Raw genomic sequence first — 13,938 nt, forward strand, 5'->3', positions numbered from 1 at the left:
TAATCGCTACACGTTATCTTCAACAGTGTACCACAATCTCTTCATCGTGAGCCACCATGCGGGCATAAGAAAAGAGGGAGATCCCGGCATCTCCCTCTTCCATGTTCACGGTCAATAGACCGTTGCTTCCGGTTCTGTACCGAGCATTTCCACGATCGCATTATTCTCATCCATGATCGCAACTTTCGGCACATGACGGCTGACGTGTTCTTCCGCGACGAGCTTATAGGAGACGATGATCACGATATCCCCTTCCTGAACCTTCCTTGCAGCTGCTCCATTCAGGCAGATGACACCGCTCCCCCGCTTACCGGGGATGATATAGGTTTCCAGGCGTTCTCCATTATTGTTGTTGACCACCTGGACCTTTTCATTTGCCACCATCCCCACTGCATCGAGGATCTCTTCATCGATGGTGATGCTGCCCACATAGTTCAAGTTCGCTTCCGTCACGCAGGCCCTGTGGATCTTCCCGCTCATCATTGTCCTAAACATGTTTATCCTCCTTTGAGACTGTGATTATCATATTATCAATCAACCTTGCCCTTTCATATTGGACCGCGAGTGCTAAGATGATCTCCCCATCCCACTCTTCCACCGGGCAGAGTCCCGGGTAAGAGAGAACTTCGATATAATCGATGATTCCTGACGTCCCTGACTCGATCGTTTCCCTTACGAGCGACATGACTTCTTCACTGGAATCGGCCCCTTCTTGTATCGCCTTCCGTGCAAGCTGGAGGCTATGCTGCAAAACAGGCGCTTCCTCCCGTTCTTTTGGAGACAGATAGACATTCCGGGAGCTTTTGGCGAGCCCGTCGCTTTCCCTCATGGTCGGAACCCTGACGATGGTAACAGGGAAGAAGTAGTCATTTACAAGCCTCTCCACCACGGCCACCTGCTGGGCATCCTTCAGGCCCATGTACACGGAATCGGGCTGTACGATGTGGAATAGTTTCGTGAGGATCGTCACTACACCGTCAAAGTGACCCGGCCGTCTCTTTCCACACATCACATCAACCCCTTCAGTGACATGAAGGGTGACCGATGTTGTCCCGGCGTATATTTCTTCCGTGCGCGGAAGGAACAGGATATCGACCCCAGCTTCCTCCGCCAGTGCCCTGTCTCTCTCCAGATCCCTTGGGTACCGGTCAAAGTCTTCTCCCGGGCCGAATTGGGTGGGATTCACATAAATACTCATCACGACAAGATCATTCTCTTCCCTTGCCTTCTTTACGAGTGACAGATGCCCTTCGTGAAGATACCCCATCGTAGGGACAAAACCGATGCCTGAGCTCTTCTTATTATTTTTCAATACTTCTGTCAGTTCCCTGATGTTCTCTATGCATCTCATTTATGTCCACCACCGTAAAGGCTGTTGAGCTCTTCTTCCTTCATCGAGAACGAGTGATCATCGTCGGGGAAACTCTCAGCCTTGACATCTTCAATGTAGGAGGCAATTCCACCCCGGACGGCACGGGACACGTCGGTATACGATTTGACGAACTTCGGTGTCCTGTCGACTCCGAACAGGACCATGTCATGAAAGACCAGTACCTGGCCGTCGGTGTCTTTTCCGGCTCCAATGCCGATGACCGGGATCGACAGGGCCTCGGAGACTTCTTTGGCAATCTGCTTTGGCACGCATTCGAGAACGAGGGCAAAGGCTCCCGCCTCCTCGCATTCCCGTGCATCCCTGATCAGCTTTTCCGCCTGGGAAGCTGTTTTCCCTTGGACCTTATATCCTCCGAGGACCCCGACCGATTGCGGTGTCAGCCCGAGATGGGCCATGACGGGGACCCCGGCAGCGGTAAGGGCATGGATCCGATCGACGACCGTCCCCGCCCCTTCAAGCTTCACGGCATGGGCCCCGCCTTCCTGCATGATTTTTGCTGCAGTCTTCAATGTCTCCTCTGTAGAGAGATGATAGGTCATGAAAGGCAGATCCGTCACTGTGAACGTGTCGGGAGCACCTCTCCTGACCGCTTTCGTATGGTGGATCATATCAGAGGTGGTAACGGCTACCGTGGAATCATAGCCAAGTACGACCATACCGAGGCTGTCACCGACCAGAAGCAGGTCGATCCCTGCTTCCTGAGCAAGCTTCGCTGTCGGGTAATCATAGGCCGTGAGCATGGAAATCTTTTCTCCGCTTTCTTTCATCTTTAAGAATTGTGTCGTCTGTTTCATGAGTTCCTCCTTCTTTTCAGTCAGAGGTGACGAAACAAAATGATATAAAAAGGATCCTTCTGCAAAAAATTGACAGAAGGATCCCTGGATTATCGTAAAGTTTCGGCCCTCTGTCCCAGTCCTGAATGGATCAAGGCAGATTTTAGTTTTCGAATATGGATGTAAACGCTTCAAGGTGCAGTTCCTAAGGGATACTGCCCAATTCCGATTATAGCATAGGACGACGACGAAGAGGCAAGTCTGAGCCTAAAAAAAAGAGGAGCTTTTTGCTCCTCTTAACGGGACAACTCGATATCCGCGGAATAAATGTGATGGATCCGACCGGCATCGTCTTCAATCTGAAGGACTCCTTCTTCCGTGATCCCTCGGGCATATCCTTCGATGGACCCGTTGATCGTCCGGGCGGTGATTCTCCTCCCGATACTGACGGCATAACCTTCCCACATGAGCTTGATGGGGGTGAATCCCTTTGCAAGATACAGCTCATAAAGTGCCTCCATCCGCTCTAACACCCTCTGGACGATGTCAGATCGGGAAAGTGAACGGCCAGCCTCCATTCCATAGGAAGTGGCGAGACTCTTCAACTCATCGGGAAAATGCTCTTGGGTCTGGTTGACGTTCATGCCGATTCCGATGATGATAGAGTTGATTTTATCCGGTTCCGCCTGGAGCTCGGTCAGGATCCCCGTCGCTTTCTTGCCATTGATCAGGATATCGTTCGGCCATTTGATCTGCGGCTCGAGGCCGGTAGCCTCCTGAATGGCCTGAACGACGGCCACCGCTGCGATCAATGTGAACTGCGGGGCTTTCTGGGGAGGGAGGAGCGGCTTCAGGATCAGGCTCATCCATATGCCCGTCCCTTTCGATGAATGCCACTCCCGCATCAGCCTTCCCCGTCCATCCGTCTGCTCATCCGCAATGACGAGCGTTCCTTCAGGAGCTCCATTGGCAGCCAGTTCATGCGCCACTTTCTGGGTGCTCCCCACGGTTTCTTCATAATGGATATTCTGGCCGAGTGTCTTCGTCTTCAGACCGATCTTCAATTTGTTTGCAGTCACACTGTCAGGAGCACCGATGATCCGGTACCCTTTCTTCCTCACAGCTTCGAGGACGAATCCTTCTTTCCTGAGCTCTTCGATATGCTTCCACACGGCAGCCCGTGAACAGCCCGCAATGTCTGCAAGGGCCTGGCCGGACAGGAAATCATCCGGTGAATCCGATAATGCGGACAAAAGTTTCTCCCTTATGACCGATTGCATGTTGTCACCCACTTTCTGATCGAAGCCTTTTCATTCGAAAGTTCTCCGTTTAAGATGGCCTCTTCGATTTTTGCTATTTCCTCTTTCACCCATGGTCCCCCCGGGTTCCCTTTCCATTTGATCAGCTCCGCCCCGGTCGCCTCGATGTCCTTTACTGAATGGATGGGCAGTTCGTCGTAGCGATTCAAGGCCTCACGAATCGAATGGGGAGAGGTTGAGATACAGGAAGCAACGGATTCAACGTTCACTACCCCGTTCCTTCCTGTCTTATAGAGGAGCTGTGGAGACCAGTCCCCACAAAGGCGTTCCTTCAACGACTCTTTCTCTTTTTCCCTCGCTTTGATTTCCTTTTTAGGCAGCCGCCAGGCTTTCAGGAAACCGCCATCCATCACATGAAATAGCAGGTATAACCAAGCCTGGTCCTTCGACAGTGATCTCACCGCTGGGTTCTCGCCCATGGCTTCAATAACATCACCATATCCTTCAAGCATGGGGAGCTCACGGTACAGACCGGTGCGCACCAGCAGGTTAAAAGCAAGATGTTTGTTCATAGAGGCGAGGATCTTCTCGAATTCCATGGTCTTTCTCTCCACGGCGATGTGGCTCATGAGGGGGGCATGACGGGTAATCGCCTCTCGTGTATCATCTTCCATGTCGAATCCTAGCTGAGCGACAAAGCGGATCCCCCGCATCATCCGCAGGGCATCCTCTGAAAATCGTTCATCCGGCAGGCCGACGGTGCGGATCCTTTTTTCGCGAAGATCACCCCGCCCTTCAAACGGATCCAGGATCCTGCCCCTTGCATCCATGGCCATGCTGTTGATGGTGAAGTCCCTCCGTTTAAGATCTTCCTCGAGGGACCTTACAAAATCGACGGAATCGGGTCTCCTGAAATCCTGATAACCTGCTTCCGTCCTGAAGGTCGTCACTTCGAACCTTCCGGATCCCGTCAGCACCAAAATGGTGCCATGGTCAATCCCGATATCCACCGTATCGCGGAAAATGCTCTTAACCTCTTCAGGAAGGGCAGATGTTGCAATATCGACATCATTGATCGGCCTGCCCAGGAGATGGTCCCTGACCGATCCGCCGACGAAATAGGCGTCATATCCGTTCGCTTCCAATTCAAGAAGAACGGGCAGCGCCTGGGAAAACTCCCTCGGTAACATCCTATCTCCCCCTTAGATCAATTCCTTGTAGATGGACTCATACTGATCGACCACGCGATTCCGATGGAATTTTGTACGCACGGTTTCAAGTGCATTCCTTGAGATCTCTTCATAAAGATCTCCGTCCTTCAACACTCTGACGGCTTTACTTGCCACGGCTTCAAGGTCACCGAGTGGACAGATGAAACCGTTCACCCCGTCCTCGATCACTTCCGGTATTCCCCCGATATCAGTTCCGATTGCCGGTACCCCGCAGGCCATGGCCTCCAAGGCGACAAGACCGAAGCTCTCTTTTTCGGACAGGAGCAGCTTGAGATCGCTGATGGAGTAGAGTTCTTCCAAGTTATTTTGTTTCCCCAGGAATAAGACATATTCCTCGATCCCCAGTTCTTTTACGAGAGAGGAGATTGCCCCCATTTCCGGACCGTCTCCTACCAGTAGCAGCTTTGAAGGAACAGCTTCCTGGATCTTGGCAAATGCACCCACGACATCCTTCACCCGTTTGACCCCTCTGAAGTTCGAAACGTGAATGAGCACCCTTTCATGAGGCAAGATCCCATATTCCGTTCGAAGGTGGGACGAGTCAGTCTTCCGGTACACCCTCTCATCGATAAAATTATATACCGTGCGTATATCTTTGTCCGGTCTGATCAAGTCGTCGGTCTGCTTCACGAGGGCTGTCGACACTGCTGTGACCACATCGGATTTTTCGATACCGAAGCGGATCGCCCCCGTCAGTGAGGCATCATATCCGAGCACTGTGATATCCGTGCCGTGAAGGGTCGTGACGATCTTCACATCCTTCCCCGACATTTGTTTCCCGAGGATGGCACAGACGGCATGAGGGATCGCGTAATGGACGTGGAGGATATCAAGCTCCTCCCGTTCCACCACCTCGGCCATCTTATTAGCCAGTGCGATATCATACGGCGGGTACTGGAATACGGAATACTGATTCACTTCCACCTGGTGAAAGTAGATATTATGGTACATCTTGTCCAATCTGAAAGGGATGCTCGAGGTGATGAAATGGATTTCATGTCCTCTTTCTGCAAGCAGTTTACCAAGCTCTGTTGCCACTACACCCGAGCCCCCGACAGTCGGGTAGCATGTGATACCGATTTTCAACTTCATGATTGTTACTCTCCTAATAGATCATGATGCAATGTAATGGGTGTGTGGGTGAAGAACCCTTCAGCATGAAGGGAGCCCACTTCCTTGCCCATCATGGTTTCCCTCGCCTCCACAGACTCTATGTAGCCTTTTGTAAGCGGTGTCGCCACTCCGGATGCCTGAATGAACTGACTCGTATAGGCTCGGAGGCTGTCCACCTTCTTATCCATATAGCCTTCGATATTCACCATGAAGTCCGGACGGTGGAAACCATTGATCATGTAATAATATAAATGTTGGGGCTTATGGGCGTCCAACTCCCCGTGAAATTTCCGGATCCCCGAAGAGAAGTACGCTTCAGTGATCAATCTCGATGCGTTCCCGTGATCGGGGTGGCGGTCCTTTTCATACGGAGCAAAGATGACATTGGGACGATAGGTACGTATGACTTCGACGACCTTTTTCAGATGATTCTCGTTTATGTATATGCCCCGATCTGGGATATCGAGGGTGATCCGCTCTGACGCACCCAGGATATCCGCGGCCTTCCTCGCTTCTTCCAGACGAAGTTCCACGGTCCCGTTGGATGATAGTTCTGCGTGGGTAAGATCACAGATGACGATGCGCTTCCCTTTCTCAGCGTACTTGGCAATGGTCCCCCCCATACCGATTTCGACATCATCGGCATGGGCACCAAAGGCCAGGATATCGACTGCCTGCTCATTCACTCCCATTGATGATGCTCCTCCATTCAATATCTCCTCTTTCAAGCCCTTTGACCAGGACTTCCGCACTGCCCATATTCGTTGCAAGGGGAACGCAATACACGTCACATAGGCGGATCAAGGCTGATACGTCCGGTTCATGGGGTTGGGCAGTCAATGGATCCCGGAAGAATAGGACCAGATCCATCTTATCATTGGCGATATAAGCCCCTATTTCCTGATCTCCCCCAAGGGGCCCGGACCTGAAGCGATGAACCGGCAATCCGGTTTCTGTCGTAATCCTTGTACCGGTCGTCCCGGTGGCAAAAAGGGAATGCTGCTCAAAGATGGGCTGGTAAGCCAATACGAAACGGATAAGATCGTCTTTTTTCTTATCATGGGCGATTAGCGCAATATTCATGAATGTCACCTTCTATTCCAGTATATTTTCAAGGCCGTAGACGAGGGTCTTCAGCTCCATGACCGTTTCCACGCATACCTTCACGCCCGACATGAAGCTCTTCCGGTGGAATGAATCATGACGGATGGTCAACAGTTCCCCTTCTCCTCCAAGCATGACCTGCTGATGGGCAACGAGTCCCGGAAGACGTACACTGTGGATGTGCATGCCATCCATTTCGGCTCCCCGTGCACCCTGGAGGGTTTCCTTTTCTTCTGGGTGCCCCTGTTCTTTGGACTGCCTGACTTCCCTGATCATCTCGGCTGTCTTGACCGCCGTGCCGGACGGTGCATCGAGCTTTTGATCATGGTGGAGCTCAAGGATTTCGATGTCAGGAAAATATTTTGACGCCATTTGGGAGAACTTCATCATCAAAACGGCCCCGATGGCGAAGTTCGGTGCGATGATGCATCCGATGCCTTTATCTTCAGCAAGGCTTTTGAGCTCATCCAACTGTTCTGCCGTGAATCCTGTCGTACCGACGACCGGTCTCACACCATGCTCCAATGCGGTCTTTGTATGCTTATACCCCACTTCAGGCGTTGTAAGATCGATCAGCACGTCCGGCACTTCATGAGCGAAACATTCTTCCAGGGAATCGTACACAGGGACTCCTGCAGCAGCTTCCCGTTTATGGTCGATCACACTGACCAATTCAAAATGGTCCGTTTCTTTCACGAGGGTGACTGCTTCCTTCCCCATTCTTCCCCTTGGCCCTGCAATCGACACCTTAATCATTTCCATTGTCATCCCCTCCTTCTATACGGGTCCAGCGATCTTTATCACGGGTATTGAATTTTTCCATCACTCGATCATGTGCATCCTCGAGGCTGATGCCGAGGGAATTGGCAAGACAGATCACCACAAATAAGAGATCACCCAGCTCCTCATCGATGGCCTTTTCTGTTTCCGAATCTTTTTTTGGCTTTTCACCATAATAATGATTGATTTCCCTGGCTAGTTCGCCCAATTCTTCCGTCAGCCTGGCCATCATGGCCAGCGGGCTGAAGTAGCCTTCCTTGAATTGACTTATGTATGCATCCACATCGTTTTGCATTTGTTCCATTGTCTTCTTATTCATGAGTCGTCACACTCCTCCATTATCTTTTATCATGTTAGCTAAACTTCACCGTCAATACAACTATTACGCATGCCCCCGGACGGTTATAAATGTTATTGCCAGTTTCTATCCCTTCCTATATAATGTCTCTGTCAACCAGTTCATTACGGCATTGAGGGAGGTTTCACCATGTTAGGGCTCCGCCTTAAAAATATCATCTTCATTATCCTGGGTTCAGCCATCTTCGCATTCGGATTAGTTCATTTTAACATGAGAAATGAATTGGCGGAGGGCGGATTCACCGGGATCACCCTGATCCTTTATTTCTTGTTCCATATCGATCCATCCTATTCCAACCTTGCCCTCAACATCCCCCTGTTCATTCTCGGGTGGAAGCTCCTGGGTAAGAAATCCTTCGGGTATACCGTCATCGGCACCGTTGGACTATCCGTCTTCCTGTGGATCTTCCAGCGCTACCAGATGAATATCAATCTGGAAGGAGATCTGTTCCTTGCCGCCCTGTTTGCCGGTGTCTTTGTCGGGATCGGACTCGGAACGATCTTCCGTTTCGGCGGAACGACGGGGGAGTCGACATCCTGGCAAGGCTTGCCCATAAATACATCGGCTGGAGCATGGGAAGGACCATGTTCATGTTCGATGCCGTCGTCATCCTTGCTTCCCTCCTTACCTATCTTCAATACCGGGAAGCCATGTATACGCTCGTCGCCGTGTTCGTGGGGGCGAGGGTCATCGACTTCATGCAGGAAGGCGCCTATGCTGCGAGAGGTGCCATGATCATCTCCGACCATCATGAAGAGATCGCCAAGATGGTCCATGATAAAATGGATCGCGGCGTCACCGTCTTGAAAGGGCATGGATCCTTCACAAAGCAAGACCGTGAAGTCCTCTACTGCGTCGTAGGAAAAAACGAGATCGTCCGTCTTAAAAATATCATCAATGCCATAGATCCACACGCCTTCGTATCCGTCACCGTCGTGCATGACGTCCTCGGAGAAGGCTTTACCTTGGATGCGGATAAAAATCCACTCGACCTTTGAGCAGCCCGTTTCAGATAAAAAAACAGCTCCAGCAGATCCCTTTAGGATCCGTCTGGAGCTGTTTTTATTAGTCGTCGTTGTTCATCCCGGTGTAGATCAGGATCAAACGGAGAAGCTCGATGATGGCTACTGCCGCTGCCGCCACATACGTCATGGCCGCCGCGTTCAGCACCTTCTTCGCGTGACGCTCCTCCTCATTGCGGATCAAGCCGAGTGAGACCACCTGGTTCATGGCCCGTGAGGATGCATTGAACTCAACCGGAAGTGTAACGAGCTGGAACACGACACCGAGTGCCATGAGGATGATCCCAAGCATGATCATACCTGACAATCGGGTGAAGATTCCGATCATAATGAAAATCCATGACATGTTGGAACCGATATTCGCAAGGGGGACCAACCTGTGACGAAATCTTAAGAATGCATAGCTTTCCGCATCCTGTATCGCATGTCCGACCTCATGGGCTGCAACGGCCGCACCGGCAACGGAATGACCATGATAATTATCCGGGGATAGTGCCACTGTTTTGGTGACGGGGTTGTAGTGGTCACTCAGGAATCCCCGGCCTTCTACAACCTTTACATCATACAAACCGTTATCATCCAGGATTCTGCGGGCGACTTCCATACCCGTCATACCTGAAGTGGATCTGACTTTGGAATATTTATTGAATGTGCTTTTTACTCTCATCTGTGCAATGATCGGAATGAGAGCGATCAGTAGAAAGTAAATCAAAAATCCTACCATTATCGCCATAACCTCCACATGTTAAATTACCTAAATTCTATAGTGATATAAGGTTCTTGTCAATTTTTTTGTCTCTCTGTTGTTTTCGCTTCCTTTTGACCCTTATATTTTCTCCAACCTACGTAAGATAATGTGGAAATGATGATGCTACCTGTAGAAATGATGACCCACCATAAGGACGGATCGGCCTCATCCTCGGTCACATTTTCGAATAAGTCCTTCAAATCTCCTTCAAGGGTGGTCAACTCCGTCATCCCCTCGCTCTTGAGCACGTTTTTGCGATAGTGATCCAAATAGGTGATTTTGGCATCCAGCGCCTGGGAACGTTCCACAGGCAAGTCGAGCCTGACACTCGGCTGAATGATATTATATTTGGAAAGGAACGTATTCAACGTGGAATGGTAGGCTTCCATATCCCCTTCTTCCGCAGCCGTCTTCACGTCGCTGAAGGCTTCCATGATCGGATCTTCCATCTCGACCCAAAGGGGCTGATACCGGCTGGATAGCGTATCGATTACGAGCCTGAACTTGGTTACGGCATTCACCTTTTGGGCATGATCAACGGAAACCTGATTGATGCTTTCCACTGCATAGTCATGGGACATCGTCAGGATCCTCAGCTCATCCATGGACAAGGGGCGGCTGCTGCCCGAAGCCGGGAATACCTCCGAAAAGTGGGTAAGGAACTTTTTTGCCTCCTCATATTTCCCAGCCTTTGTCATCTGAAGTGCCTGGTCGGCCAATTCATCAAGTTCCCCGGACCCGGCAGGCGACTCCCCCAGGGCATGAAATGGTTTCGGTACCAGCATGAGCGCTATGACAATAAATAATAGTTGAATGACTTTCATTCTCGTCCCCCCTATTGCTACTAGTAAAGTGTATGAAGGGGTGGACAAGAGTAGACCTCTTTACAGCGTCAGGGAGTTCCTCGTTGTCTTCTGGGTGAAATAATAGGCGATCGCAATGGAGGCGATGCTGAGCCAGAAGGTAAAATATCCGATATGCTGTATGTATTTGTATAGTTGGGAATAGACCGGATACTGCATATACACATAATCAATGATGTCATTATGGACCGCCCATACGGCACCCACCACGATATGCCACGGCTTCACCCGGTAAAACGAGGAATACAGGATCCCCTGGACCGCCATGGCCCCGTGGGACACCATGAGCATGTACCCTTCCCAAGGAAGATCCCCCGATACCCAAAGGGTCAGCAGATTCATGACAATCGCCCACACCCCGTATTTGAACAGGGTGATGATGGCCAGGACCTCAAAGATCGGCCAATTCCGTTTAAGCAGGAAGGCGATCAGCACGAAACAGAAAAACAGGCTTGCAGTCGGACTGTCGGGAACAAAGGGGATGAAAATCCCAGGAGTTTGCTCCAGTTGCGGAAGGTACCATATATATCCATAGATCGTCCCGAGTACATTGACGATCAAAAGCACCCACAAGAATGCATGATTCCGTAATATTGACCATAACCAAATCATTTAAATCCACACCTTTCGTTACATGAGAAAAGAGAGCCAGCATGAGCGGCTCTCTTAAGCATTATTCCCCTTCTAAACCAGAAATGAATTCTGCCAATTTATCCAGTTCTTCATCGGAACCCTGGAACAGATCAGCAGGCATTCCCGGCGGCTTACCATTCACCGCAATATCGGCAACTTCTTCCTGTGAGAGGCCTGTGCCCACCAGGGATGGACCGGCTCCACCTTGGAGATTGTCACCATGGCAGTTGATACAACCGTTCTTTTGATCCGAATAAATTTTATATCCTTCGGATTCTTTATCGATATCCGCTTCTGCCTGGATCTTCCCCTGTTCCTTCGCTGCAGCCCAGTCATGTGTCGCGACGGACTCCCATGTAAGGAAGTAGGTTGCAGCCAGTGCAAGAATCATGAAACCCGTTGCAAATGGACGCTTTGTCGGGCGTCGTTCAGGTCCCCTGTCGATGAACGGAGCCAGGAGAAGCGCACCGAAAGCGATTCCAGGAATGATGAAGGCACCGATCACATTATAAGGACCAGATGCGTACGTATACTTCAATAATTGATAGAGAAATAAGAAATACCAGTCAGGCAGCGGTATATATCCCGTATCCGTCGGGTCGGCAATCCGTTCCAACGGAGATGGATGAGCCACTGTCAAGCAAAGATAACCGATTAGGAAAACAGCTCCCACCAGCCATTCCTTCAGCAGGAAGTTCGGCCAGAAGGCTTCTGTTTTGCCTGGGAACTCCGAATAGTCTTTTGGAATATTCGGTTTTCGTTCAGCAGGAACACGCGAGTCCCCCACAAACTTCATCCCTTTACCACGATGCATATTGTCCCCCTCCTTTTAATAGGTTTGTTCGATTTTACAACGGCCCAGATATACCCTGCTTACGGATCATGAGGAAGTGAGCTCCCATCAGTCCGAGTAGAGCAGCCGGCAGGAAGAATACGTGGATCGCGAAGAATCGTGTAAGCGTCTGCGCCCCAACGATATGGGGGTCACCTGCGAGGAGGGATTTAACCTGATCACCTATGAACGGGGTTGCTCCCGCAATCTCAAGGCCGACCTTCGTCGCAAATAGCGCTTTCATATCCCAAGGCAATAAGTAACCCGTGAAACCGAGACCCAGCATGACGAAGAAGATCAATACTCCAACGACCCAGTTCAATTCACGAGGTTTTTTATAGGCTCCCTGGAAGAATACGCGCAGGGTATGTAGAAACATCATGACGATGACGAGACTCGCACCCCAATGGTGCATCCCACGTACGATCTGTCCGAATGCCACTTCATTCTGCAGATAATAAACCGATTCCCATGCATTTTTGATATCCGGAACATAGTACATCGTCAAGAACATCCCGGACAGGATTTGAATAACGGTAACGAAAAACGTCAAACCGCCAAAGCAGTAAACGAACGCAGAAAAGTGATGCGCAGGGTTTACGTGTTCAGGCACTTCGTGATCCGCAATATCACGCCATAACGGCGTAATGTCAAGACGCTCGTCCACCCAATCATAGATCTTGTTAAGCACTGAATACGCCCTCCCTACTTCTTAACGAATTTATTTGGTTCAGGTTGTCCAAGATACAGAATACCGTCTTTCTCTTTTGTCGGATAGGAATCCAACGGAGCTGTAGGCGGTGTCCCGGGAACGTTTTCACCATTCTTGTGGTAAAGTCCGCCGTGACATGGACAATAGAACATTTCTTTGTCTTCCTTACTGCCGTTCCAGTTCACGGTACAGCCCAAATGCTTACAGATCGGCGAAAGGGCAATGATTTTGCCTTCCTTGTTCTTGTATACCCAGGCTGTCTGTGTCACATCCGATGTATACCAGGCATCTTTCTGCTCATAAGAGAAGTCGACACGCACAGGCTCATTGGAAAGTTCGGACACTTTTTGTTTTGTCGCTTTAAAATCCCCCGATGCTTCCGCTTTCAAAACTGGATCAACAGCAAAACGGACCATCGGCATCAGCATCCCGGCTGCCATGAAACCGCCTACACCCGTGAGTGTATAGTTAAGGAATTGACGTCTGGAAACACGCTGTTTGCTCATCCTTTTCCCCCCTCTGTCGTAAGGTAAGTCCATCCCGGACATATTTCGCACAAATATAAAACTAGGACATAACCATGATATATTAAACTTTTTGTAAAATCAATAACTGTATTGTCTAAATAATACAACAATGTGAAGTTTTTATGAATTTTTCTGCCACTTCTGAACAATCACATTCAGGAGCTGTTTCACCTGATCTTCCATGATTGAATGCTTGTATTGCTCGTCGAGATGCTCTAGCGGGATCGAAGGCACCCAGACCAGCCCGTCCCCCATCAGGTCCTCGACCCCTTTCCAGCCGCTGTCCGACGTCAGGAAGAAGCAATGCTTCACACCGCTCTCCTTCAAGCCATCCCCCCAATGGGCCAGACGGTCCTGCTCATCGGGATATCCTGCATTCAGGGAGTAAGTGTATGGCGGAGTGATGATCATCCGGCCCTTGAACTGCCTTTCGAGGTGGAAGCACAGCAGGGTGATGAATTCCATCTGTGCCGCAGACGTACGGATACCGGTTCCGAAATCGGCCGGGATCAGCGGTATGACGGCAGTGTCTATGTATTCCTTCTGTTGTTCAAACACGTCTATATCATGTGTATTCCAATTCATGTTA

At 50.2% G+C, this 13,938-nt stretch carries 17 protein-coding genes and 1 pseudogene; 1 reads left to right on the forward strand and 17 read right to left on the reverse strand.

What is annotated here, in order from left to right; all coding sequences use genetic code 11:
* Window positions 1-111: 111 nt before the first annotated feature.
* The 10 genes from panD to D5E69_RS13400 all read right to left on the reverse strand — a co-directional run bounded on the left by panD (window position 112) and on the right by D5E69_RS13400 (window position 7,973).
* The gene (panD, locus tag D5E69_RS13355) at window positions 112-495 is read right to left on the reverse strand and encodes an aspartate 1-decarboxylase (RefSeq protein WP_159129772.1); all 384 of its coding nucleotides are present in this window, start codon (window positions 493-495) and stop codon (window positions 112-114) included.
* Window positions 488-1,351 carry a pantoate--beta-alanine ligase gene (panC, locus tag D5E69_RS13360; protein WP_159129773.1) on the reverse strand — a complete coding sequence of 288 codons (864 nt, stop codon included), beginning with the start codon at window positions 1,349-1,351 and terminating at the stop codon, window positions 488-490. The genes panD and panC overlap by 8 nt, the downstream gene beginning before the upstream one ends.
* The gene (gene panB, locus D5E69_RS13365) at window positions 1,348-2,187 is read right to left on the reverse strand and encodes a 3-methyl-2-oxobutanoate hydroxymethyltransferase (RefSeq protein WP_048005860.1); all 840 of its coding nucleotides are present in this window, start codon (window positions 2,185-2,187) and stop codon (window positions 1,348-1,350) included. Before panB ends, panC begins: the two co-directional genes overlap by 4 nt.
* A 275-nt stretch (window positions 2,188-2,462) precedes the next feature.
* Window positions 2,463-3,446 (reverse strand): biotin--[acetyl-CoA-carboxylase] ligase, encoded by a 984-nt coding sequence (locus D5E69_RS13370; protein WP_048005861.1) that lies wholly within the window; start codon window positions 3,444-3,446, stop codon window positions 2,463-2,465.
* Window positions 3,431-4,615, reverse strand: a complete 1,185-nt coding sequence (locus D5E69_RS13375) for a CCA tRNA nucleotidyltransferase (protein ID WP_159129774.1) — start codon at window positions 4,613-4,615, stop codon at window positions 3,431-3,433. The genes D5E69_RS13370 and D5E69_RS13375 overlap by 16 nt, the downstream gene beginning before the upstream one ends.
* A 12-nt stretch (window positions 4,616-4,627) precedes the next feature.
* The gene (gene bshA, locus D5E69_RS13380) at window positions 4,628-5,749 is read right to left on the reverse strand and encodes an N-acetyl-alpha-D-glucosaminyl L-malate synthase BshA (protein WP_048005863.1); all 1,122 of its coding nucleotides are present in this window, start codon (window positions 5,747-5,749) and stop codon (window positions 4,628-4,630) included.
* Between the two features lie 5 nt (window positions 5,750-5,754).
* Window positions 5,755-6,462: a bacillithiol biosynthesis deacetylase BshB1 gene (bshB1, locus tag D5E69_RS13385; RefSeq protein WP_048005864.1), complete on the reverse strand. Its 708-nt coding sequence runs from the start codon at window positions 6,460-6,462 to the stop codon at window positions 5,755-5,757.
* Window positions 6,449-6,853 (reverse strand): methylglyoxal synthase, encoded by a 405-nt coding sequence (gene mgsA, locus D5E69_RS13390; RefSeq protein ID WP_048005865.1) that lies wholly within the window; start codon window positions 6,851-6,853, stop codon window positions 6,449-6,451. The genes bshB1 and mgsA overlap by 14 nt, the downstream gene beginning before the upstream one ends.
* Window positions 6,854-6,865: 12 nt before the next feature.
* A complete protein-coding gene (gene dapB, locus D5E69_RS13395) occupies window positions 6,866-7,636 on the reverse strand; it encodes a 4-hydroxy-tetrahydrodipicolinate reductase (protein WP_048005866.1) in 771 nt (256 codons plus the stop codon).
* Window positions 7,623-7,973 (reverse strand): nucleotide pyrophosphohydrolase, encoded by a 351-nt coding sequence (locus D5E69_RS13400; RefSeq protein ID WP_048005867.1) that lies wholly within the window; start codon window positions 7,971-7,973, stop codon window positions 7,623-7,625. Before D5E69_RS13400 ends, dapB begins: the two co-directional genes overlap by 14 nt.
* 168 nt (window positions 7,974-8,141) lie before the next feature.
* Between D5E69_RS13400 and D5E69_RS13405 the strand changes: the two are divergent.
* Window positions 8,142-9,010 (forward strand): annotated as a pseudogene (locus D5E69_RS13405) (YitT family protein).
* Between the two features lie 67 nt (window positions 9,011-9,077).
* Here the strand turns inward: D5E69_RS13405 and D5E69_RS13410 are convergent.
* From D5E69_RS13410 to D5E69_RS13440, 7 genes are all read right to left on the reverse strand, one after another.
* Entirely contained in the window at window positions 9,078-9,758 is a 681-nt protein-coding gene (locus D5E69_RS13410; protein ID WP_048005869.1) for a zinc metallopeptidase, read from the reverse strand.
* A gap of 59 nt (window positions 9,759-9,817) precedes the next feature.
* Window positions 9,818-10,606 (reverse strand): sporulation protein YpjB, encoded by a 789-nt coding sequence (gene ypjB / locus D5E69_RS13415; RefSeq protein ID WP_053072473.1) that lies wholly within the window; start codon window positions 10,604-10,606, stop codon window positions 9,818-9,820.
* 60 nt (window positions 10,607-10,666) lie between these two features.
* A complete protein-coding gene (gene lhaT / locus D5E69_RS13420; protein WP_159129775.1) occupies window positions 10,667-11,257 on the reverse strand; it encodes a lipoprotein heptaprenylglyceryl N-acetyltransferase LhaT in 591 nt (196 codons plus the stop codon).
* 61 nt (window positions 11,258-11,318) lie between these two features.
* Window positions 11,319-12,092, reverse strand: coding sequence for a menaquinol-cytochrome c reductase cytochrome b/c subunit (locus D5E69_RS13425; RefSeq protein WP_048014077.1), 774 nt, complete (start codon window positions 12,090-12,092; stop codon window positions 11,319-11,321).
* 34 nt (window positions 12,093-12,126) lie between these two features.
* Window positions 12,127-12,801, reverse strand: coding sequence for a menaquinol-cytochrome c reductase cytochrome b subunit (gene qcrB / locus D5E69_RS13430; RefSeq protein WP_048005872.1), 675 nt, complete (start codon window positions 12,799-12,801; stop codon window positions 12,127-12,129).
* A gap of 14 nt (window positions 12,802-12,815) precedes the next feature.
* Entirely contained in the window at window positions 12,816-13,328 is a 513-nt protein-coding gene (locus D5E69_RS13435) for a QcrA and Rieske domain-containing protein (RefSeq protein ID WP_048005873.1), read from the reverse strand.
* Between the two features lie 141 nt (window positions 13,329-13,469).
* Complete coding sequence (locus D5E69_RS13440; protein WP_159129776.1) at window positions 13,470-13,934, reverse strand: YpiF family protein; 465 nt, start codon at window positions 13,932-13,934, stop codon at window positions 13,470-13,472.
* Window positions 13,935-13,938: the final 4 nt, after the last annotated feature.

The organism is Rossellomorea marisflavi (assembly GCF_009806575.1).
GTDB classification, from domain to species: domain Bacteria; phylum Bacillota; class Bacilli; order Bacillales; family Bacillaceae_B; genus Rossellomorea; species Rossellomorea marisflavi_A.